The sequence below is a fragment of the uncultured Cardiobacterium sp. genome (assembly GCF_938028185.1).
Lineage (GTDB): Bacteria > Pseudomonadota > Gammaproteobacteria > Cardiobacteriales > Cardiobacteriaceae > Cardiobacterium.
Window position 1 is genome coordinate 1 of the sequence record NZ_CALJAH010000084.1, and the last position, 20,984, is coordinate 20,984.

General features: G+C 62.2%; 17 protein-coding genes and 1 pseudogene. 6 read left to right on the top strand and 12 right to left on the bottom strand.

The features are described 5' to 3' along the window. Nucleotides 1-284 precede the first annotated feature (284 nt). The 3 genes from Q0349_RS02730 (at nucleotide 285) to Q0349_RS02740 (ending at nucleotide 2,343) form a co-directional block, all read left to right on the top strand. Entirely contained in the window at nucleotides 285-986 is a 702-nt protein-coding gene (locus Q0349_RS02730) for a hypothetical protein (protein WP_298079344.1), read from the top strand. Nucleotides 987-1,240: 254 nt separating this feature from the next. Further along, nucleotides 1,241-2,029 (top strand): 3'-5' exonuclease, encoded by a 789-nt coding sequence (locus Q0349_RS02735; protein ID WP_298079345.1) that lies wholly within the window; start codon nucleotides 1,241-1,243, stop codon nucleotides 2,027-2,029. After that, nucleotides 2,026-2,343 carry a DUF1820 family protein gene (locus tag Q0349_RS02740; RefSeq protein WP_298079346.1) on the top strand — a complete coding sequence of 106 codons (318 nt, stop codon included), beginning with the start codon at nucleotides 2,026-2,028 and terminating at the stop codon, nucleotides 2,341-2,343. Before Q0349_RS02735 ends, Q0349_RS02740 begins: the two co-directional genes overlap by 4 nt. A gap of 110 nt (nucleotides 2,344-2,453) precedes the next feature. Here the strand turns inward: Q0349_RS02740 and recN are convergent, their stop codons facing one another. Both recN and Q0349_RS02750 read right to left on the bottom strand, forming a co-directional pair. Next, entirely contained in the window at nucleotides 2,454-4,154 is a 1,701-nt protein-coding gene (gene recN / locus Q0349_RS02745; protein WP_298079347.1) for a DNA repair protein RecN, read from the bottom strand. A 3-nt stretch (nucleotides 4,155-4,157) separates the two neighbouring features. After that, nucleotides 4,158-5,036: an NAD(+)/NADH kinase gene (locus Q0349_RS02750; protein ID WP_298079348.1), complete on the bottom strand. Its 879-nt coding sequence runs from the start codon at nucleotides 5,034-5,036 to the stop codon at nucleotides 4,158-4,160. Nucleotides 5,037-5,194: 158 nt separating this feature from the next. Here Q0349_RS02750 and greA point away from each other — a divergent pair, with 158 nt between their 5' ends. The 3 genes from greA (at nucleotide 5,195) to serS (ending at nucleotide 7,456) form a co-directional block, all read left to right on the top strand. Continuing rightward, nucleotides 5,195-5,677 (top strand): transcription elongation factor GreA, encoded by a 483-nt coding sequence (gene greA / locus Q0349_RS02755; protein WP_298079349.1) that lies wholly within the window; start codon nucleotides 5,195-5,197, stop codon nucleotides 5,675-5,677. A 156-nt stretch (nucleotides 5,678-5,833) separates the two neighbouring features. Further along, nucleotides 5,834-6,163, top strand: a complete 330-nt coding sequence (locus Q0349_RS02760; RefSeq protein ID WP_298079350.1) for an outer membrane protein assembly factor BamE — start codon at nucleotides 5,834-5,836, stop codon at nucleotides 6,161-6,163. Between the two features lie 12 nt (nucleotides 6,164-6,175). Beyond that, on the top strand, nucleotides 6,176-7,456 hold the full coding sequence (serS, locus tag Q0349_RS02765) for a serine--tRNA ligase (RefSeq protein ID WP_298079351.1): 1,281 nt from the start codon (nucleotides 6,176-6,178) through the stop codon (nucleotides 7,454-7,456). Between the two features lie 59 nt (nucleotides 7,457-7,515). Here serS and Q0349_RS02770 read toward each other — a convergent pair whose 3' ends face one another. The 10 genes and pseudogenes from Q0349_RS02770 to Q0349_RS02815 form a co-directional block, all read right to left on the bottom strand. Next, complete coding sequence (locus Q0349_RS02770; protein ID WP_298079352.1) at nucleotides 7,516-7,998, bottom strand: hypothetical protein; 483 nt, start codon at nucleotides 7,996-7,998, stop codon at nucleotides 7,516-7,518. Between the two features lie 116 nt (nucleotides 7,999-8,114). After that, nucleotides 8,115-8,831: a YafY family protein gene (locus Q0349_RS02775; RefSeq protein ID WP_298079353.1), complete on the bottom strand. Its 717-nt coding sequence runs from the start codon at nucleotides 8,829-8,831 to the stop codon at nucleotides 8,115-8,117. Between the two features lie 42 nt (nucleotides 8,832-8,873). After that, nucleotides 8,874-10,106, bottom strand: a complete 1,233-nt coding sequence (locus Q0349_RS02780) for an FAD-dependent oxidoreductase (protein ID WP_298079354.1) — start codon at nucleotides 10,104-10,106, stop codon at nucleotides 8,874-8,876. Nucleotides 10,107-10,307: 201 nt separating this feature from the next. After that, on the bottom strand, nucleotides 10,308-11,324 hold the full coding sequence (locus Q0349_RS02785; RefSeq protein WP_298079355.1) for an Ldh family oxidoreductase: 1,017 nt from the start codon (nucleotides 11,322-11,324) through the stop codon (nucleotides 10,308-10,310). 301 nt (nucleotides 11,325-11,625) lie between these two features. Continuing rightward, nucleotides 11,626-12,213, bottom strand: a complete 588-nt coding sequence (locus tag Q0349_RS02790) for a sarcosine oxidase subunit gamma family protein (protein ID WP_298079356.1) — start codon at nucleotides 12,211-12,213, stop codon at nucleotides 11,626-11,628. Beyond that, a complete protein-coding gene (locus tag Q0349_RS02795; RefSeq protein WP_298079357.1) occupies nucleotides 12,206-15,205 on the bottom strand; it encodes a sarcosine oxidase subunit alpha family protein in 3,000 nt (999 codons plus the stop codon). The genes Q0349_RS02790 and Q0349_RS02795 overlap by 8 nt, the downstream gene beginning before the upstream one ends. Continuing rightward, the gene (locus Q0349_RS02800) at nucleotides 15,202-15,495 is read right to left on the bottom strand and encodes a sarcosine oxidase subunit delta (protein ID WP_298079358.1); all 294 of its coding nucleotides are present in this window, start codon (nucleotides 15,493-15,495) and stop codon (nucleotides 15,202-15,204) included. The genes Q0349_RS02795 and Q0349_RS02800 overlap by 4 nt, the downstream gene beginning before the upstream one ends. Nucleotides 15,496-15,504: 9 nt before the next feature. Further along, complete coding sequence (locus Q0349_RS02805; protein ID WP_079541209.1) at nucleotides 15,505-16,761, bottom strand: sarcosine oxidase subunit beta family protein; 1,257 nt, start codon at nucleotides 16,759-16,761, stop codon at nucleotides 15,505-15,507. A gap of 11 nt (nucleotides 16,762-16,772) precedes the next feature. Continuing rightward, entirely contained in the window at nucleotides 16,773-18,239 is a 1,467-nt protein-coding gene (nhaC, locus tag Q0349_RS02810; protein WP_298079359.1) for a Na+/H+ antiporter NhaC, read from the bottom strand. Between the two features lie 605 nt (nucleotides 18,240-18,844). After that, nucleotides 18,845-20,931, bottom strand: a pseudogene (locus Q0349_RS02815) (TonB-dependent siderophore receptor). Nucleotides 20,932-20,984: the final 53 nt, after the last annotated feature.

Below are 20,984 nucleotides of genomic sequence, written 5' to 3' on the forward strand. Positions count from 1 at the left end.
GCTTTTTGTTTGCCCGCCGTTTATCAGCATACATTTTAGGACACCACCAATAACCGCAATACTGTAGGTTGGGGTACGCGCTGCGCGCACCCCAACAACGGGAGCAGACACAGTTTGGTGAGCAATGGCCTTCGTTATAGAGCGTGTTGCCAATTCGCTGTAAATATTGCTGCTCCATGAGCTAATACAAATTTATGTTAAAATGCTAATGCCATCCCAAATGGCATTTTTGTTATCCATTCTTATGGATAATTTTCTTTCCGTCTCATACTCAGGAGAGCCCCATGAGCGAAAATACAGAAATCCAACCGTTTAGCGCTAACGATGCCTTTTTCCAAAAAATAAAGTTCCAGTTTACATTGTCGCGATACTCGCCTTTTATCGTCTATGCCTTGCTCTTTATCATTGGATTCGTCGCTGCTTCGTCAAGAGACAATCCATTATTGAATGGCATTTTGTTGGCACTTATCATCGGCACCATTGCCAATATTCTGCTGGAGAAAGTAATTTATACGCCGTACCGCATTATTCAATTCAACAACTGTCTGAAAGAAATGAATCATGATATGGCGGTGTTGGATTTCCAGCCCACACAAAGCCACCAAACTCGCAAACCCGCGCCTGCACTCATTGCCGTTGACCGTAATGCGCGTAAATTGTATGTGCAAAATTATGAGACCGCTTATCGCCGCCTGATTCTTGAACCGTCACAAATTATTGGCGCCAAAGTTGAAAGAGAAACCGAGATGAATACGACGACCAAACACGGCGGCCGCATTTCCATTTTTTCCCGTATTGGTCTTGGATATACCTTTGGCGGCAAATCCCGCTCTCGCACAACAGTAACGGAATATGCATTTTTAGAAATCCATTTTGAATTAAGCAAGGATACGGCCCCAGTATGGGTAACTATTCCTTTTGATACAGATAGACGCGCCGCTGATTCTATGCTGGTCGCAATTGAGCAAATCCGCGGGAATTTATAAAGATACACCGAAGCTTAGAAAAATCGCGCAGCCAAAGGGCTCGCGATTGTACGGCGCGAGTTTCTCTAGAAAAATAGCTGTGCCGTTTTCTAGGGAAACCCAAAGTAGTGAAAACCCGCGTAGCGACGGTGTTCACAACAAATTGTCAACGTGTAAGCCAACCACCACATCACCTCCCGCCATCCTTCCTCAATTTACATACACCATAGTCGCTACCCTGTATGTAAATCGCCCCGCCTAGCAAAACCACCACCATGATTCATAACGTCCTCATCTTCGACATCGAAACCGTCGCCGACGTTGCCGCTTACCGCCTGCTCAACCACCCGCCGCAAGAGCTGGACGACGACACCATCTACCGCATGATGAGCAGCGAGCGCCTTGCCGAGACCGGCAGCACCTTCATGCGCCACCACCTGCACAAAATCGTCGCCATATCCGTTGCGATGAAAACCGCGCAGGGGCTGAAAATCTGGTCGCTCGGTGATGAGGCGAGCAGCGAATACGAAATCGTGCAACGCTTCTTTCAGGGCATCGAAAAATACGCGCCGACGCTAGTGAGCTGGAATGGCGGCGGTTTTGACCTGCCCGTTCTGCACTACCGCGCCCTCTTTCACGGCATCCCCGCGCAGCGCTACTTTGAAGTGGGCGACCACGACAACACCTACCGCTTCAACAACTACCAGAACCGCTACCACTGGCGCCATATCGACCTGATGGACGTCCTCTCCGGCTACCAGGCGCGCACCGTCGCCAGCCTCGACGATGTCGCCAAACTCTGCGGCTTCCCCGGCAAACTGGCGATGGACGGCAGCGTGGTGCAGGAGCGCTACACGAGCGGCGACATCAAGGGCATCCGCGACTACTGCGAAACCGACGTGCTGAATACCTACCTCGTTTACCTGCGCTTCGAGCTGATGCGCGGCAACCTCACCGCGGCGGAATATCAGGAAAGCCTTGAAGAAGCACAAAACTTTCTGCAAGACCAGGAAAGCGAACACTGGCAGGAATTTTTGCAGGCCTGGGCGGAACGCGGCGCATGAGTGCGGAGGACGCCATCTACCGCGTGCAGTTCAAAACCGAACAGCACTACTACGACCTCTACGTCCGCCACGTCTTCCCCGCCGACATGGCGGGCTTCATCTGCCTGGAAGGCTTCCTTTTCCACGAAGAAACGCAGGTGCTGATTGACCCGCGCGTCGAGCGCCTCACCGCCGAATTTGGCGACGTCAGCACCGCCTTCGTCCCCTACCATCAAATCATCCGCATCGACAAGGTGCAACGCCAGGGCGAAAGCCGCATCCACAGCGCCAGCAGCGGCAATCCCAAAATCAAACCGTTTCCGCCCGCGTTGTAAAAAAAGAAGGCCTTGTGCCTTCTTTTTGTTTGCCGCAGGTGCTGTTGGAACCTGTTTATAGCAATCCACCGAAAGTTTCAGACAAGGCGCGTCGCTGAAGACAGATAGTGTCAGACCGCGCGACGGCGCGGGGTGATGTTTACGCTGGCTTTGCGCGCCAGCATGGTGCGGGCGTGGTCGCGGCTGGTGTCGCTCGCGGCGCTGCCGAGCATCCGCGCGATTTCGGTGATGCGCGCTTCGTCGTCCAGCGCGGTCACGCGGGTTTGGGTGGCGTGGTTGTCGCTGTGTTTTTCGATGCGGTAGTGCGCGTCGGCGTAGGCGGCGACTTGCGGCAGGTGGGTGATGCACAGTACTTGCCGGTTTTGGCCGAGGGTGTGCAGCAGGCGGCCAACGGTGTCGGCGATTTCGCCGCCGATGCCGGTGTCGATTTCGTCGAAGATGATGGTCGGCGGTGGCGTCGGGGTTTCGTCGAGGCAGGCGACTTCGATGGCGAGGCTGACGCGCGAGAGTTCGCCGCCGGAGGCGACTTTGGCGAGCGGTTGCAGGGTTTGACCGGGGTTGGCGCAGAGGGTGTAGGTGATGTCGTCGTTGCCGTGCGCGGCGGGGCGGGCAGCGGGCTGGACGTCAATGGCGAAGGTGGCTTTTTCCATGCCGAGTTGGTGTATCCATTGTTCGACATCGCGCGCGAGTGCCGGGGCGGCCTTTTGTCGCGCGGTGCTCAAGGCGGCGGCTTTGGTGTGGTAGTCGGCCTCTGCTGCCCGGCAGGCGGCCTCTAACGCGCTGCCGCTCTGGTTTTTTTGCGAGAGCGCTTCGTGTTCGGCGGCCAGGGTTTGCCAGTGCGCGGGCAGTTGGCCGGGGTCGATGTGGTGTTTGCGGGCAAGGGCGTGCAGCGCGCTCATCCGCGCTTCGGTCTCGGCAAGGGCTTCGGGATCGTGTTCGATTTTGCCCAGTTGTTTGGCGAGGCTGTCGCTCGCCTCACTCAGGTACACGGCGCTTTGTTCGAGCAGTTCGGCGGTTTCGCGGTAGTTGTCGTGGATGGCAGCGAGGTGTTCGGCTTCGCGCTGGGCGTGGCGCAAGGCGCTGTGCAGGTTGTGTTCGCCGTTGCTCAGTTGCTCGGCGAGGCGGCTGCCGCTGGCAAGGATTTGGTCGGCGCTGGCGAGCAGGGTTTGTTTTGCGGCGAGTTGGTCAAATTCGTCTTCTTGCGGCGCGAGTTGTTCGATTTCATCGAGCTGGTAGGCGAGCAGGGCGAGGCGTTCTTCGTCGCTGCTGCGTGCGGTTTGCCAGGCGGAGTGGTCTTTTTCGAGTTGTTGCCAGTGGCGCCAGGCGTCGGCGCAGGCGGCGAGCAGTTCGCGGTGTCCGGCGTAGCGGTCGAGGCGGCGGCGCTGTTCGTCGTTTTTGAGCAGCGCCTGGTTGTGGTGCTGGCCGTGGATGTTCACCAGCGCGGCGGCCAGTGTTTTGAGTTTGCCGCCGGTCACGTTTTGGTCGTTTACCCAGGCTTTGCTGCCGCCGTCGCGCAGGGTGCGGCGAATGACGACCTGGCCGGGGTTGTCCGGGTCGTCGAGGCCGTCGTCGGCGAGTGCCTGCTGGTGCGCGGCGCTGAGGTCGCGGAAGGTGGCGCTGACGGTGGCACGTTTTTCGCCGTGGCGGATGCTGCTGGCATCGGCGCGTTCGCCAAGGACGAGGCCGAGCGCGTCGATGAGGATGGATTTGCCCGCGCCGGTTTCGCCGGTCAGGACGTTGTAGCCGGGGCGGAAGTGGATTTCGCTGTGTTCGATGATGGCGATTTGGTCGATGGTGAGTTGTTCGAGCATGGGTTATCCGTGGCTGTCTTCGGGGGCGATGCCCCAGTTGAGTTTGGCGCGCAGGCGGTCCTGGAAGTGGTAGTTTTCCGGGTGCAGCACCGGCAGCGGGATACCGGCGCGGATGGTGATACGGTCTTTGTGATGCAGGCGGTGTTGTTGCTGGCCGTCGATGCTGAGCTGCGCGCCGCCGGTTTTGGCGCCGGGGGTGATGGTAATCGGGCTGCGCGCGTCGATGACCACCGGACGCTGGGTCAGGGTATGCGGGCAGATGGGGACGACGAGGCTGACCGGCAGGTTCGGCTCGATGATGGGGCCACCGGCGGCCAAGGCGTAGGCGGTGGAACCGGTCGGGGTGGCGATGATGAGGCCGTCGGCGCGGTAGTGGCTTAAGTAGCGGTCGTGGCTGTACACGTCCAGCTCGATCATTTGTGCCTTGCTGCTGCGGATGACGGCGTCATTGATGGCGAGGTGTTCGGTGCTGCCGTCGCGGCTGTCGATGGTGACTTTCAGGGTGTGGCGCTGTTCGCACTGGTAATGTCCGGCGAGGATGCGGTCGAGCTGGGCGGCAAGGTCGTCAAGGGTGAGGTCGGCGAGGAAGCCCAAGCGGCCGGTGTGGATGCCAATCAGCGGGATTTGCCGGTCAATCAGCGCGCGGCTGGCGTAGAGGAAGGTGCCGTCGCCGCCGATGACGATGCACAGATCCACGTCATCCCAGGCGCTGACCGGGCGGGCGGCGGGGATGACCTGGTATTCGGGCGGGACGGTGTCGGGGTCGAGGCTGTAGCGCAGGTTGCGCTGTTCGAGGACGGCGAGGGTGCGGGCAAGGGCGTCCTGCACGCGGATGGCGCCGAGTTTGCCGATGATGCCGATGTGGCGGAAGGTTTGGGGCATGATGGTGTGGGAGCGGTGAAATGCGCGCATTATAGCGGGGCTTGGCGGCTTGAAAATCGCCGGGCAAAGCGGCGGCGAAAGCGGTAGAATACGCGCCTCAAACAAGCCTTGCTGCGGCAAGGCTTTTTCTTATGTAAATCCCCATCAGAGAGTAATCCATGACTGTAAAAATCCCGATGACCAAGAAAGGCGAACAGGCTTTGCGCGCCGAACTGGAAAAATTGAAAAGCGAAGACCGTCCGCGTGTGATTGAGGCGATTGCCGAGGCGCGTGAACACGGCGATTTGAAGGAAAATGCCGAATACCACGCCGCGCGCGAACAGCAGGGCTTTATCGAAGGCCGTATCCGCGAGCTGGAGCATAAATTGAGCCACGCCAATGTGATTGACGTAATGAGTCTGGCGCAAAATGGCAAGGTGGTTTTCGGCACCACGGTTGAGCTGGAAGACAGCGACAGCGGCGAGGAAATGACTTATAAAATCGTCGGCGAAGACGAAGCCGACATCAAGGCCGGGCTGATTTCCAATACCTCCCCGATTGCACGCGCGCTCTTGGGCAAAGAAGAAGGCGAGACGGTAGAAGTGGTCATTCCCGGTGGCCGCAAAATGCTGGAAATCCTCGCGGTACGTTACGAGGAATAATTTATTTGCAAAACCCGCCTTGTACGCGGGTTTTTTATGCGCTGCTCATGGGGACATTACGGTCATCAAAATCCCGCTCCGGCGGGATTTTTCATGCCTGCCCGGCGGCAAAATGGCGCGTTATAATGCCCGCCTTGATTCTCCACAGGAAAACTCATGCGCATTGCCCTCCCCTGCCTGCTTGCTCTCGCCCTCTGCGGCTGCGGCAACTACACCCCCTTCCTCTACAAAACCGACGTCATCCAGGGCAACATCTTCTCCGATGCCGACATCGCCCGCATCCAGCCCGGCATGAGCCGCGCCGAAGTCGAACGCCTGCTTGGCACGCCGCAACTGACCGACCCCTTCCACAAAGACCGCGCCAACTACCTCTATACCTACTTCGCCGGCGACAGCAAACACACCTACCACCGCCGCCTCGTCATCTACTACACCGCTGACAACACCGTCGCCCACGTCGAAAACCAAGACATCACCGCAAAATAAAAGGAAAACATCATGATAGACAGCAAACTCCTGCGTCAGGACGCCGCCGCCATCGCCGCGCGCCTGCAAAGCCGTGGCTACACCTTCCCGCTGGACGAATACCAGCGCCTCGAAGACGCGCGCAAAACCGCGCAAGTCAAAGCCGAACAACTGCAAGCACAACGCAACAGCCTCTCCGCGCAAATCGGCCAGGCGAAGAAAAAAGGCGAGAATGCTGACGCGCTGATGGCGCAAGTCGCCGCGCTGGACAGCGAACAAAAAGACAGCGAACAGCACTACGCGGAAATCCAGATCGCACTCGATGCGCTGCTCGCCACCGTCCCTAACCCGCCGCACGAAAGCGTCCCCGTCGGCAAGGACGAAGACGACAACCTCGAAGTGCGCCGCTGGGGCACACCGCGCGTTTTCGACTTCCCGCCAAAAGAGCACGCCGACCTCGAAGCCATCGGCCTCGATTTCGACAACGGCGCCAAACTCGCCGGTGCGCGCTTCACCGTACTGCGCGGCGACCTCGCCCGCCTGCACCGCGCCATCGCCCAGTTCATGCTCGACGTCCACACCCGCGACGACGGCTACACCGAAATGTATGTGCCGTATCTCGCCAACGCGCAGGCGCTGTTCGGCACCGGGCAGTTGCCCAAATTTGAAGAAGACCTCTTCAAAACCGCCCTCGGCGAGCGCCACTTCTACCTCATCCCCACCTCCGAAGTCAGCCTGACCAACCTCGTCGCCGACACCGTGCTTGAAGAAGCCGACCTGCCGCTCTACTACACCGCGCACACCCCCTGCTTCCGCTCCGAAGCGGGCTCACACGGGCGCGACGTGCGCGGCATGATTCGCCAGCACCAGTTCGACAAAGTGGAAATGGTGAAAATCGTCGCCCCGGAAACCAGCTACGACGAACTGGAAAAACTCACCGCCAACGCGGAAAACATCCTGCAAAAACTGAACCTGCCCTACCGCGTCGTTCTCCTCTGCACCGGCGACATGGGCTTTTCGTCCGCCAAAACCTACGACCTCGAAGTGTGGCTGCCGGGGCAGGGCAAATACCGCGAAATCAGCTCATGCAGCAACTGCACCGACTTCCAGGCGCGGCGGATGCAGGCGCGCTACCGCCCGAAAGACAGCAAAAAACCGCAGCCCGTCCACACCCTGAACGGCTCCGGCCTCGCCGTGGGACGGACGCTGGTCGCCATCCTCGAAAACTACCAGAACGCCGACGGCAGCATCACCATCCCGGAAGCGCTGTTGCCGTACATGGGCGGCATCAGCGAAATCCGCCCGCTGCGATAATCCCGCCGCCAGCAAAAACGCCACCCTCCGGTGGCGTTTTTTATGGGCAGTCAAAGGGTTTACGGCTTGCATCGTCCCTTGCCATCAAGACACGGCAGCGTGGCAATCTGTGTCTCGCGCGTCGCGCCTTCGTACAACACCCAACTGCGGCTGCGGTCGGGATTGAGCAGTAGCACGCTGTTGGCGACGATATGCTGCTGCAACCACGGCTGCAACGGCAGCAGCTTCGCCGTATCGCCCGCCTGGTTGGCGGCGATGATTTCGGCGATTTTTTCGTCGCTGTCGCTCAGCCACAGCCAGGCGTCCGGCTCGGCCTGATGAATCGCCTCCGCCAGCGCGACGAGCTGCGCGCGGTTTTCCGGCTTCGGCACCAGTACATAAAGATAGCGCAGGCCGCGCGATTCAAATTCGCCGAGTACGCGCCAGTCGGCACGCGCGGGGGCGGAAGTGGTGGGGGGTGCGGGCGCAGCGGCCAGGGCGGGAAGGTGCGTGCTGACAAGCGCCAGGGCAAGCGCGACGAATAGCGGGCGGGGGAATATCATGGAGAGGCTCCGGTTAATGGGGACAACATTATCGGCGGCAGACCGCGCGCCGTCCGTTAATTATGGTCAACCGCCTCTGTTAGCGCATCCTCACGATGGCACCCCGCGTTTGGCACTCAAAAACCGTACAGGCGCAGCAAGTCCAGCTTTTCCTGTACCTGCCACCGTTTGAGCAGCAGCGCGTGCGGTTGCGGGCAGAGGGCGCCGGGGGCGGCGTCGGCGATGCGGTCGCAGCGAAAATGGCGGAAGTCCCGGCGCAATTCGCACCAGGCGGCGAGCAGGCGCGCGTCTTCAAAGTAGCCGAGGGCGATGGGCCACACCGTGCGCGCGCTCGCCTGTCCGGCGGCGTCGGTATAGCGGAAGCGGAGGGTACGCTGCTGGCGCAGCGCGCGGCGGATGTGCGCCAGCGCCTGTTGCTCTGCCGCGCCGCAGGTCGCCGTTTTTTTGCCACTGAACGGATAGAAGGCCTGTGCGGCGAGGCGCGCCGTCCATTTTTCCGGCAACACGTCGTGGATTTTGCCGAGCAGGCGACGCGCGGCGGCGGTCATGTCGTCATCGCCCTGGACAATGGTGGCGCGGATGCCGAAGACCAGCGCCTCGATTTCATCTTCGTCAAACATCAGCGGCGGCAGGAGGAAATCCGTCTTGTGCAACATGAAACCGGTTCCCGCCGCGCCACGGATGTCCGCGCCCTGTTGCCGCAGCGTGTCGATGTCGCGGTAGATGGTGCGCAGGCTGACGCCGAGGCGGGCGGCGAGCGCGGACGCGCTGACGGCACGGCGGCTGTCGCGCAGGTGTTGCAGCAGGGTGAGCAGGCGTTGGGTGCGGGTCATGCGGGAATTTTATAGTAATTCTCACCCGGTTCCGTGCAGGTTTCAGGTGAAACGGTGCAGGCGGTAGGGGGTGAGGTCCAGCGGCGGGGTTTCGCCGAAGTACAGCGCCGCCAGGGTTTCGGCGGTCAGCGCCGCCTGGGTCAGACCGAGGTGCTGGTGGCCGAAGGCGAGCAGGACGTCGCCGTCGCGGTCTATCACCGGCAGGCTGTCGGCGGTGGTCGGGCGGAAGCCCATCCATGCTTCTGCGCCATCGCCGTTGAGTGGCGCTTGCAGCAGTTTTTCCGCCAGCAGCTTGAGGTTGCGCGCGCGTGCCATGTTCGGCGGCGCTTCGAGTCCCGCGTATTCCACGGTGCCGGCGAGGCGCAGGCCGTGTTGCATCGGCGTCATCACAAAGCTGTGGTCGATGCTGGAAACGGGCAGGCGCAGCCGCGCGGCCTCACCCGGCAGCATGAGGTGGTAGCCGCGTTCGGTGTCGAGCGGCACGCGCACCCCGGTGAGGTTTTCTGCCAGCGCCTTGCTGTGCGCGCCCGCGCAGAGGATGACGCGCTCGGCGTGAATGTGCGCGCCGTCTGCCGTTTGCAGGCTGATGCCGCTGTTTTCGCGGCGGGCAGCGGTGATACGGCTGTGTTCGCGGATGTCGCCACCGCTGGCGCGCAGGCGGTCGGCAAGGGTCGCGCCCAGCGCGGCAAGGTCGGTGATGTGGGCGGATTTTTGGTAGTGGATGCCGCCGTGTTGGCGTGCAAGCGCCGGTTCAAATTCGCGCAGTTCGTCAGCGCTCAGGTACTGGCAGGGAAAGCCGAGCGCTTGTAGCTGGGCGGCGTGCGCGGGCAGGCGGGCGGCGGTTTTAGCACGGCTGGCGATGTGGAGGATGCCGTCGTGGCGGAGGAGCGGCGGCAGTTGCCACTCTGCGGCGAGGCGTTCCCAGGCGGCAAGGCTTTCGCGGTTGAGCGCCAGCAGGGCGCGGTGGTTGTTCCGGTAGCGCGCGGGCAGCATATTGGTGAGCATTTGCCAGCCCCAAGGCAGCATTTTGGGCAGGTAACGCCAGTCGATGCGCAGCGGGCCGAGCGGATTCATCAGCATCAGCGGCAGCCGGGGCAGGACGGCAAGGCTGGCGACGGGGTAGTTGTATTCGGTGGCGATGTGTCCGGCGTTGCCGAGAGACGCGCCGCTGAAAAGGGTTTCGGCTTCGTGCAGGGTGACGGTTTCGCCGCGCTGGCGCAGGGCGAGGGCAGTGGTGAGGCCGATGATGCCGCCACCGATGATGTGGGTGTGCATGGTTTTCCGGGTGTAGGTGTATGGGCGCAGCGTCTGTGGCGCTGCGGGTTGTTGGGTGTTTACATACACTTGAACACTCAAGGTGTATGTATAGCCATCCACCGAAAGCCTCATGCGGTGTTGCGTCGCCTCGCCGTACAACCGCGTACTGTCTTCGGCGACGCGCCTTGTCTGAAACTTTCGGTGGATGACTATAAGTGGTCAGTACAATTCCACTGCGAAGTCGCCCTGCTGGATGCGTTGCAGGCGCTCAAGGTTTTCCCGGCTAATGGCAATACCGTCTTTGGCGGCGGCGGCGCGGGCGGCGTAGCGGCGCTCGGACGGCAGGCGGGCGCCCTGGGCGCGGATGGCGGCAAGCAGTTTTTCGGCGTGGGCGAGGCGGTCTTTCGCGGCGAAGGCGGCGGGGTCGAGGGCGATGTGCAGGGTGCCGTGGTTGGGCGCGAGGCCGCCGTCGGCTTCGCTGCTTTCGCTGCTCAGGTGGTCGCCAATCCACACGGCGGCGAGGATTTCGATCATGGTGGAGATGGCCGAGCCTTTGTGGCCGCCGAAGGGCAGGAGCGCGCCCGCCAGTACTGCCGCCGGGTCGCGGCTCGGCGCGCCGTCGGCGTCGATGCCCCAGCCGTCCGGCAGGGTTTTGCCGTCCAGGCGGTGCAGTTCGATTTCGCCGCGCGCGGCAACGGAGGTGGCGAAGTCGTAAACGTAGGGCGGCGCGTCGCCGTTGGGCCAGGCAAAGGCGAGCGGATTGGTGCCGAGCAGTGGCGCGTTGCCACCCGCCGGGGCGACGTAGGCGCTGCTGGGACACATGGCAAGCGCGCCGACGCCCAGTGCGGCCAGGGTTTCGACTTCCGGCCAGAGGGCGGAGAGGTGCAGGCAGTGGTTGATGGCCATCGCCGCGATGCCGTGGTGCCGCGCTTTTTCTGCCAAGAGTGGCGCGCCACGGGCGAACGCCAGCGGGCTGAATTCGCCGTGTGCGTCGATTTTGAGGATGGCGCGTTCGGGCGGGTTGTCGATGGTGGGTTCGCGCGCGCCGTGGTTCTGTCCGGCGCGGCGGCTTTTGAGGATGCCGGTCAGGCGGTAGATGCCGTGCGAGCGGCATTGGTCGCGTTCGGCCCGGGCGAGGACTTCCGCGATGGCTGCGGCGTGTGCTTCGTTGTAGCCTCCGGCGCGCAGGGTGGCGGCGAGCAGGGCGTGCAGTTCTTCGTAGCTGAGGTGTTGCATGGGCGGTTCCGGGGGTTGGAGATGGGTGGGACAGGAATTTGGGGCGGGTCGGGGAGGGGGTATATCGGCGCACTTTGTACTTTTCTTTGCCTGTATCGCTACAGCCCTCACCCCAACCCCTCTCTCGCTACGCGAGCAATACTTGTCCCAGGGGGAGAGGGGCTCGTTCGTCGAATTGTAAACAGCCCCTAGTACTGCGGACGAGCAATGCTTGTTCCAGAGGGAGAGTGCTTCGTCCCCCATCCTAGCCCTCCTCCCGTGGTCGGATAGGGTGTCGGGCTGGTGTTTGGTGGCGCACTTACTACGCGACGACCAAGCCATAGGGGCGGCTGGCTTTTTCGAGCAGTTTCCAAACGTAGTCGGCGAAGCTGCGGCGGATGATGAGGCTGTAGTGCGTGGCGCCGTGTTTGTGCAGGGTGATGTGCGCGGCTTCCATCACGGTGCCGATGACTTCGCCGGCGGCGAGGTTCTCCACCGGATACGGGGTGAGGTGGCGCAGCACGGTTTCGACCGCCTCGCCGCGCAGTTCCAGTCCGGTGTAGCCGCCGCTGTTGTCAACGAGTTGGGCGTGTTGGTTAGCTAGTGCGCGCTGTAGGCGGGTGGCGAGCGCAGTTTGTTCTTGCCACGGGCTTTTCAGCAGCCATTCGTCCGGCGAGAGGCGCAGGATGGTGAGCGCGTCTTTTTCTGCGCTTTGGCGTGGCGCGGTTGGCAGGGCGACGCCAAGTGCGCTTTCGGCGGCGGTGAGGTAGGCGCTGTCTTCCGGCTTGCCGCGCAGGATGTGGATGGCGCTTTGTGGCCATTCGCTGGCGGTGATGCCCGCCGTGCCGTTGGGCGCGGGGTGGGCGGCGAGTTGGCGGGCGAGCGGGGTTTCCCAGGTGATGTCAGGCATTTTGGCGTTCTCCGGCGGGGTCAACGAAGTTGGTGCTGCTGATGGTCGCGGCGTAGGTTTTGCCGTGGGCGAAGGCATAGACGGTTTCGCCTTGGCGTGCCGCGCCGTTTTCGATGTTTGCCAGGGCGATGCTGCGGCCGAGGGCGACGCTGTGGTAGCTGGATGTGATGTAGCCGAGGCTTGCCACCGGCGGGTCGTCGCTGCCGGCGCGCGGCACGGCTGGGTCGGCGCTGGCGATGATTTGTGCGCCTTCGGGCAGGACGGTGTGCGGGTCGGCGCTAAGCAGGCCGACGAGTTGTTTGCGCCCCTGCCGCGCGGTGTCGCTGCGCGCGAGTGAGCGCTGGCCGAGGAAGCTGTAGGGTTTTTTCAGGTTCACTGCCCACGGCATGCCGAGGTCAAACGGGGTTTGGGTGGCGTCGGTGTCTTGGCCGACGATGATGAAGCCTTTTTCGGCGCGCAGGACGTGCATGGTTTCGGTGCCGTAGGGGGTGGCGCCCGCTGCCATCACGGCTTCCCAGATGTGGCGGCTGTAGCCGGCGGCGACGTTGATTTCGTAGGCGAGTTCGCCGCTAAAGCTGATGCGGAAGACGCGCGCCGGGATGCCAGCGACGGTTCCCGCCCGCCATTCCATGAATTTGAAGGCGTCGCGGTCAAAGTCGATGTCGTCGCAGAGGCTTTGCAGGATGGCGCGCGACTCTGGCCCGACAACGGCGATGGTCGCCCAGTGGTCGGTAACGGATGTGAGCCAGACGTCGAGTTCTGGCCATTCGATTTGGTGCCAGCGTTCGAGCCAGTCGAGGACGCGCGCCGCGCCGCCGGTGGTGGTGGTCATGTAGAACTGGTTGTCGTGGATGCAGGCGGTGACGCCGTCGTCCATCACCATGCCGTTCTCATCGAGCATCAGGCCGTAGCGGCATTTGCCGGGCTCCAGTTTGCTCCAGGCGTTGCTGTACACGCGGTTCAGGAATTCGCGCGCGTCTTTGCCGTCGATTTGGATTTTGCCGAGGGTGCTGGCATCTATCGCGCCGGCGTGGCTGCGCACGGCAGCGGTTTCGCGGGCAACCGCTGCGTGCAGGTCTTCGCCCGCCTGCGGGAAGTACCACGGCCGCCACCATTGGCCGACGGCTTCCATTGCCGCACCGCGCGCTTCGTGCGAGGGGTGCAGGGCGGTGGTGCGCTCTGGCTCGAAGGTGTTGCCCTGGCGGTAGCCGGCGAGCGCGCCGAAGGTTACCGGCGTCCACGGCGGGCGGTAGGTGGTGGTGCTGACGGCGGCGGGCGAGACGCCAAGCGCGGCGGCGGTGAGGTGGATGCTGTTGACGCTGGTCAGTTTGCCCTGGTCGGTGCCGAAGCCGAAGGCGGTGTAGCGTTTGACGTGTTCGATGTGCTGGTAGTTTTCGGCGACGGCGATGGCGATGTCGGCAGCGGTTACGTCGTTTTGGTAATCGACGAAGGCTTTGGCGCCGGTGCCTTCGGCTTTGCCGTCTTGTAGGCGGACGATGAAGGCGGGCGGGTTGGTCTCTAGGGGCTCGTCGATGCGCGGCAGGGTGATGTCGCCGCTTGTGCCAAGTGCAGCGAGGGCGGCGCGGGTGGTGGCGGCGGTTTGTGTCAGTGCGTCTGTCCAGCGGTAGTGGCCGGTTACGGCGCCGATGCCGGCGATGCCGTCGCGGCTTTGGCTGTAGTCGTCCGGTACGGTGAAGGCGTGCGCGCTTTCGTTCCAGTCGGGGCGGCGGGTGTCGTGGCAGTAGAGGTGGACGCTGGGGCTGAGACCGCCGCTGCTGAGGACGGTTTCGACGGCGATGTCGCGTGCCTCACCGCTGCCGGGGTGGTAGAGGCGGGCGCCTTCGACGTGTTTGTTGCCGCGGACTTCTGCGATGTGGTAGCCGGGCAGGACGGTGATGTTGGCAGCAAGCCCTGCGGGCGCTTTGGCATCGGCGCGGATGTCGGCGACGGTGACGCTTGCGCCGGCGGCGGCGTAGTCGGCCGCGGTGTGGTAGATGCCGTCGTGGCTGCCGCAGATGAGGACGGTTTCGCCGGGCAGGACGCCGTAGCGGTTGAGGTAGGTTTGGCCGGCGGCGAGGGTCATGACGCCGGGCAGGTCGTTGTTGCCATAGACGAGCGGGCGGTCGATGCCGCCGCTGGCGAGCAGGATTTGCCGCGCGCGGATTTTGTGCAGGCGCTGGCGTGGCTGGTCGGGGTCGCGCGCCGCAGGCGGCAGGTGATCTTGTTTTTGTTCGAGCGCTTGGACGTAGTTGTGGTCGTGCACGGCAACGGCGGCGCAACGCGAGAGGATTTCGAGGTTGGGCAGGGTTTTGAGGCGAGCGAGCAGCGCATCAAGGTAGGCGTGCGCGGGCTGGTCGTCGAAACGGGTTTGTGCTTCGCTCAACAGCCAGCCGCCGGGTTCGTTTTGTTCGTCAATGAGCAGGGTTTTCAGTCCGGCGCGGGCGCTGGCTTCGGCCGCGAGCAGGCCGCAGAGGCCGCCGCCGATGACCAGCACGTCCACGTGGTGATGCAGGTGGTCGTACCATTCGCAGTCGGCGCTACGAGGTGCGTCGCCAAAGCCGGCGAGCGCGCGGATGGCGTTTTCGTAGCGCGGCCACAGGCTTTGCGGCCATTTGAAGGTTTTGCTGTAGAAGCCGGGCGGCATGTAGCGCTGCGCCAGGCGACCGATGAAGCTTTTGCTGCACCGTATGGCGCTGCTGCGTGCTTTTAGGCCAGGGTAGAGTTCGACTTGGGTCGCTTTTTGGTTGGGGGTGGCATGGCCGCCGTCTTCGAGCTGGACGAGGGCGTTCGGTTCTTCGCAGCCGGCGGCGAGGATGCCGCGCGGGCGGCCGTATTTGTAGCTTTGGCCGATGACGCGCACGCCGTTGGCGATGAGCGCCGAGGCGAGGGTGTCGCCCGCAAGGCCTTGGTAGGTTTGTCCGTTCCAGTGGAAGCTGACGGGCTGGCTGGCATCGATGCGGATGCCGGGTTTGTTGATGCGGCGAGCGCTCATGCTTCCTCCTCACGCCAGGCGCGTTTGGCGTCGTTTAGGGTGTAGCTGGCGGCGATGGCGTTGGTAACGTTGTGGCGTTTGACGACCAGCACTTTGCGGCAGCCGGCGCCGTGTACCCATTGTTCCCAGACCCAGCCTTTGGGGTTTTTGCGGTGGAAGAGGTAGTCGCCCCAGGCTTCGTCGCTGATGCTGTCGGGGTTTGCCGGGCGGACGATGAAGGCTTCGCCGGCATGGTGGTATTCGCTTTCGTTGCGGGTGTCCGCGCAGTGCGGGCAGTAGATGGCAAGCATGGTTCTCTCCTAGTGGGCAACGGCGGCGGCGCCGTGTTCGTCTATCAGATGACCGCTGGTGAAGCGTTCGAGGGCAAAGGGGCGGGCGAGCGGGTGCGGTTCGTCGTGGGCGATGGTGTGGGCGAAGACGTGGCCGGAGCCGGGGGTTGCCTTGAAGCCGCCGGTGCCCCAGCCGCAGTTGAGGTAGAAGCCTTCTATCGGCGTTTTACCGATGATGGGGCTGGCGTCCGGGGTGGTATCGACGATGCCGCCCCATTGGCGGTTCATGCGCACGCGCGAGAGCGAGGGGAACATTTCGACGATGGCAGCGGCGGTGTGCTCAATGATGTGTTCGCTGCCGCGCTGGCCGTAGCCAGTGTAGCTGTCGATGCCGGCGCCGATGACGTATTCGCCTTTGTCGGATTGGCTGATGTAGCCATGCACGGCGTTGGACATGATGACGCTGTCTATGGAGCGGGTCATGGATTCGGAGACGAAGGCTTGCAGCGGGTGGCTTTCCAGCGGCAGGCGCAAGCCCGCCATGCCTGCCAACACGCCAGAATGGCCGGCGACAACGCAGCCGACGCGGTCGGCTTTGACGTATCCCTGCGAGGTTTGTACGCCACGGATGCGGCCGCCTTCGACGTCCAGCCCGGTAACTTCGCAGTTCTCAACCAAATCCACGCCGAGGTTGCTGGCGGCGCGGGCAAAGCCACGCGCCACCGCGTCGTGGTGGGCGATGCCGCCGCGCGGCTGGAAGCTCGCGCCCATCACCGGGTAACGGGCGCGGCTAGAGCAATCAAGCAGCGGGATGCGTTCTTTGAGCGTTTTTGCGTCCACCACTTCGACGTCCACCCCTTGCAGGATGTTGGCATTGGCGCGGCGTTCGATGTCGCGCATGTCTTGCAGGGTGTGGCCGAGGTTATAGACGCCGCGCTGGCTGAACAGCACGTTGAAATTGAGGTCGGCGGTCAGCCCTTCCCACAGTTTTAGCGAGTGTTCAAACAGCGCCGCCGCCTCGCTCCACAGGTAGTTGGAACGGACGATGGTGGTGTTGCGCGCGGTGTTGCCGCCGCCGAGCCAGCCGCGTTCGAGGACGGCAATGCGGCCGGGGCGGTGTTCTTTCGCCAGATAGTAGGCGGTGGCAAGGCCATGCCCGCCGCCACCGATGATGATGACGTCGTAGCTGTCGGCAAGTGTCGCGCGGCGGTAGGCGGGCTGCCAGTCGCGGTTGTGACGCAGACCGTGTTTGAAAAGACTCCACCAGGAATAACGTTCAGTGTGCATAACCCCTCCGCTCATACCATGTAATCATCAACTTCGTCGGCGATTTCTTCCATGTCCTCATCGGCGAGGGTTTGCGGGCCGCGCGGGTCTTTCGGCGTAAACCAGCCAAACGCCGCATAAATCAGGCCAATCAGCGGCGACAGCCAGCAGAACAGCGCGAACGGCGCATAAATAAACGTACTCAGGCCGAGAGTGGCGGTGACGAACGCGCCGCCGTTGTTCCAGGGAATGAGCGGCGAGACCAGCGTGCCCCAGTCCTCCAGCGTGCGCGACAAAATGGCGCGGTCGTAGCCCATCTCGGCGAACTTGCCCTTCATCAGACGGCCGGGCAGCACCAGCGACGTATAAATCTCGCCCGCGACCAGCCCGACAATCAGCACCGCGCTGGCAGCAGTCGCCACCAGCGAAAAACGCGAACGAATCAACACATTGAGCTTGGCGAGGATCGCGCGGAAGGTGCCGTACGCCTCCAGACAGCCGACGAAGGCGAGCGAGAGCATCATCATCGTAATCACCCAGGTCATCGACATAATCCCGCCCTTGGACAGAAGCTTGTCCATCGCCTCCTGCCCGGTGTGCGCCTTAAAGCCGTTCATCAAAATATCGGAGACCGCGCTCAACTTCACGCCCTGATAAACCACGGCGAGCAGCACCGCGAGAAAAATCCCGGTGCAAAGCGTCCCCATCACCGAATACTTGCGGAAACCCATGAAAATGACCACCGCCGCCGGAATCAGCGTAATCCAGCCAATCCTGAAATGCTCCATCATCAACTGGCGGAACAGCTCGCGCGTGGCGAGCGACCCCTCGCCCGCATCACCGCCATAATTCAGGCTTACCAGCGTATAAACCACGATGGTGATGGCATATGCGGGAATCGTATTGGGCAGCATCGCCTTGATATGCGACCAAATATCGGTGCCCGCGACCGCGGGCGACAAATTCGTCGTATCCGACAGCGGCGACATCTTGTCGCCGAAAAACGCGCCGGAACAAATCGCGCCGACCGTCCAGTGCATCGGCACGCCGAGCGCCTCGCCAATACCGACCATCGCCAGCCCCACCGTGCCGACCGTCCCCCAGGAGGTGCCGGTGGCGAGCGAGACCACCGTCGTCAAAATGCAGGTTGCGGGCAGAAACACCGTCGGCTTCAAAATCGACAGCCCATACACCAGCACCGTCTGCACCGTGCCGGCGGCGATGGAAGCGGCAATCATCATGCCGACGCAGAGAATAATCACCGTGGTGGGCAGCGCGACCTTCATCACGCGGTACATATGCTGCTCCATGCCTGCCCATTTGCGCCCCTTGAGCGCCATAAACATGCCGGTGATACAAATGCCGATGACCAGCGGCACGTGCGGCGTGTAATCCTTGAAAACGAAGAACTGCACCATGAGCAAAGCGACCGTCAGCAAGAGCGGCGCCATCTCAAACCAGAACGGATAACTTTCGCGGTTTTTGAATTGACTGAACATACTTCCTCCCGAAAACTGAAGTTGAGGCGGAGAAAGCGGCAAACAGGCGGCATTCCCCGCGCGGGAATGCCGAAAGCGATGCGGTCTAGGAAACGGACGGGGTCAGAACCGCATGGCAGAAGACACCCCCACGACCGCCCCAAGAAAAGAAGCAGAGGCGACCTTAACTGCATCATGCATTAACTTAACGTTACAATCAACCGTGGAAAAGAAAAAAACGCGTAAATCCACTCAAAAAATATAAAAAATCACAGTTTTCAGGTTGGATTAGCGCGGTACGAGCAACTGGAACCGCTCGCGTAGCGGGAGAGACCCAACAAGCCAAATGCCGGACAGCCATCCATCGAAAGTTTCAGACAAGGCGCGTCGCCGAAGACAGTACGCGGTTGTACGGCGCGGGTTACCCTAAAAAATGGCTTCGCCATTTTTTAGGGTGCCGGTCAGGCGGCGCAACACAGTATGAGGCTTTCGGTGGATGGCTATGGTTCGGGCGGTTACGGACTTCGTCCTAACCGCCCCTACGTTTTGCGGGTGATTGGCGTGGATTGTCATACACCCTCACAACAACGCCCTCCGGCGGGAGGGCGTTTTTTATGAGTCAGAGCTTATTTGAACTCGTAGCGCACCGTCGCCATCACGCTGCGCTCCGCGCCGGGGATGTTGAAGGTGTTGGTGCTGCCGACGCGGGTGTAGTACTTGCGGTCGAAGAGGTTGTCCACGTTCAGTTGCAGTTTGAGCTGCGGGGTGATGCGGTACGCCGCCATCGCGTCCACCGTCGCATAGCCGCCGCCACGCACGCCCTGCGAGCTACGGATGCCGCTCATCGCGTTCACCCCGCCGCCAACGGTGATGTCGTAGGTCGTCCACAGGTTGGCGCTGTGGCGCGGCATAAGGAGGAAGATGCCGTCGTCGCGTGTGGTCGCCGCCCGTTTGATTTTCGGGCTCAGGTAGCTGTAGCCCGCGTGGATGCTCCAGCGGTCGGTGAGCGCGCCGCTTGCTTCCAGCTCCACCCCCTGCATGACGCGCTTGCCGAGCGCGGTGTAGTGGTTGTTGTCGCCGGCGATGCTGGCAGCGGCGTTTTTGTCTTGCAGGCGGTAGAGGCTGACGCGGGTGTTGAGGCGGTCGCCGAGGTAGCTGCCTTTGTGGCCGATTTCGATTTGGTCGCTCCGGCGCGGTTTGAGCAGGCGGCCATTGCGGTCAATCGCGGTTTGCGGGCGGTAAAGCGAGCTGTAGCTGGCGTAGAGGCTGTCGGTTTTGCTGAAGTCCCAGACGACGCCCGCGTAGCCGGTCAGCGGCGTGCCGTTGCGTTTTTCTTTGGCGGTGCCATCGCCGCTCTGGATTTGGTAATGGCCGATGCGGCCACCGCCGATGAGCGAGAGGTTTTCCAGCGGGCGGACGACGAGTTTGCCGTAAACACCTGCTTCGTCAAGGGTTTCTTCGTCGAGGGTTTCTTCGTCGAGGGTGTGGGCGAAGCCACGACTGCCCGCGCGGGCGTTGCCGAGGATGTTGCTGTAGGGCAGGCTGCCGAGGCTGCGGTAGTCGCGGGCAGCACCGAGCGTGCGCGCCCGGCCCTGTTCGTTGCTGGTTTTGAAGTGGTTGTAGTCGGCACCAACAACGTATTCGTTGCGCATCGCGCCCCAGTTGAAGGGCTGGCTGTAGCTGGCGTCAAAGGCGAGCGCTTTTTGTTTGATGTTGGTGCCAAGTCCGGTCGGCGTCACCTGTAGCTGGTCATCGAGCGCGCTGCCGGCGAAGGCGTAGTTCGATTCGGCATCGCGGTCGCTGTAGCGCAGGCCGATTTTGCCGTAGGCGCCGTTCGCAAAGTAGTGGTCAATGTCGGCGAAGGCGTCGTGGCTCTGCATTTCAAAGTGGTTCCAGTGGGCGCCGGTAAAGCTCTTTTGCGGCAGGAGCAGCAGTTTGCCGTTTTTGTAGGCGGGCAGGCCGTTGTCCGGGGTGATGTGACGCTGCTGGTAGAGGTAGCCGACGCCAGCGGTGGTGTCCGGGCCGATGTCCCAGTCCAGCGCGGCGTAAGCGGTTTCGTGGTGGTTGTTTTGCTTCGCCGGTTTGGGCGATTTACCGCTGGTCTCGGCGAGAACGCGGCCGCGCACGGTGCCGCTCTGGTTCAGTTTGCCGGAGATGTCCCGCCCAGTTTGTATTGTTTGTCGGTGCCGTAGCCCGCGTTGGCGCTGGCGGCGAAGCTGTCGCCGGGGCGTTTGCGCACCAGGTTGACGATGCCGCCCATTTCGCCGCTGCTGTCAAAGAGGCCGCTGGGGCCGCGCATGACTTCAACGCGGTCAAAGGTGGCGAGGTTGGGCAGGGTGCCGTTGATGCTCTGCATCTGCGCGGGCAGGCCATCGACGTTGTATTCGTCGTATTCGTAGCCGCGCGCATAGACGGAGGAGCGGCCATCGTCGTTGGACAACACGCGCAGGCCGGGGGTTTTGCGCGCGAGCTGGTCCAGCGTTTCGACGTTGCGGTCCTTGATTTGCTGGTTGGTGACGATGCTGATGGATTGCGGGATTTCGCGCGGCGTCGCCGGGATTTTGATGCCGACGGTGGCGGCAAAGGCACTGTAATCGCGGCTGTTTTCGGTGGCGTCGGCGCTGTAGCCGCGCTGGGTTTTGATGAAGATGGTGTCTAGTGTTTCGCTGTCATCGGCAGCAATGGCGGCGGCGAGCAGGTTGCGGGGGTGCATGAAGGCTACTTGTGGTTGATGAGAATCCGTAGCATTTTAATGAATTGCCGGGG

Excerpts from the sequence above, each read along its gene's own strand:
- Q0349_RS02785 (WP_298079355.1), bottom strand. The coding sequence starts at position 11,324 with ATGCAACACCTCAGCTACGAAGAACTGCACGCCCTGCTCGCCGCCACC.
- Q0349_RS02750 (WP_298079348.1), bottom strand. The coding sequence starts at position 5,036 with ATGCCCCAAACCTTCCGCCACATCGGCATCATCGGCAAACTCGGCGCC.
- Q0349_RS02800 (WP_298079358.1), bottom strand. The coding sequence starts at position 15,495 with ATGCTTGCCATCTACTGCCCGCACTGCGCGGACACCCGCAACGAAAGC.
- Q0349_RS02730 (WP_298079344.1), top strand. The coding sequence starts at position 285 with ATGAGCGAAAATACAGAAATCCAACCGTTTAGCGCTAACGATGCCTTT.
- Q0349_RS02760 (WP_298079350.1), top strand. The coding sequence starts at position 5,834 with ATGCGCATTGCCCTCCCCTGCCTGCTTGCTCTCGCCCTCTGCGGCTGC.
- greA (WP_298079349.1), top strand. The coding sequence starts at position 5,195 with ATGACTGTAAAAATCCCGATGACCAAGAAAGGCGAACAGGCTTTGCGC.
- Q0349_RS02740 (WP_298079346.1), top strand. The coding sequence starts at position 2,026 with ATGAGTGCGGAGGACGCCATCTACCGCGTGCAGTTCAAAACCGAACAG.
- Q0349_RS02795 (WP_298079357.1), bottom strand. The coding sequence starts at position 15,205 with ATGAGCGCTCGCCGCATCAACAAACCCGGCATCCGCATCGATGCCAGC.
- Q0349_RS02775 (WP_298079353.1), bottom strand. The coding sequence starts at position 8,831 with ATGACCCGCACCCAACGCCTGCTCACCCTGCTGCAACACCTGCGCGAC.
- Q0349_RS02770 (WP_298079352.1), bottom strand. The coding sequence starts at position 7,998 with ATGATATTCCCCCGCCCGCTATTCGTCGCGCTTGCCCTGGCGCTTGTC.
- nhaC (WP_298079359.1), bottom strand. The coding sequence starts at position 18,239 with ATGTTCAGTCAATTCAAAAACCGCGAAAGTTATCCGTTCTGGTTTGAG.
- recN (WP_298079347.1), bottom strand. The coding sequence starts at position 4,154 with ATGCTCGAACAACTCACCATCGACCAAATCGCCATCATCGAACACAGC.
- serS (WP_298079351.1), top strand. The coding sequence starts at position 6,176 with ATGATAGACAGCAAACTCCTGCGTCAGGACGCCGCCGCCATCGCCGCG.
- Q0349_RS02780 (WP_298079354.1), bottom strand. The coding sequence starts at position 10,106 with ATGCACACCCACATCATCGGTGGCGGCATCATCGGCCTCACCACTGCC.
- Q0349_RS02805 (WP_079541209.1), bottom strand. The coding sequence starts at position 16,761 with ATGCACACTGAACGTTATTCCTGGTGGAGTCTTTTCAAACACGGTCTG.
- Q0349_RS02790 (WP_298079356.1), bottom strand. The coding sequence starts at position 12,213 with ATGCCTGACATCACCTGGGAAACCCCGCTCGCCCGCCAACTCGCCGCC.
- Q0349_RS02735 (WP_298079345.1), top strand. The coding sequence starts at position 1,241 with ATGATTCATAACGTCCTCATCTTCGACATCGAAACCGTCGCCGACGTT.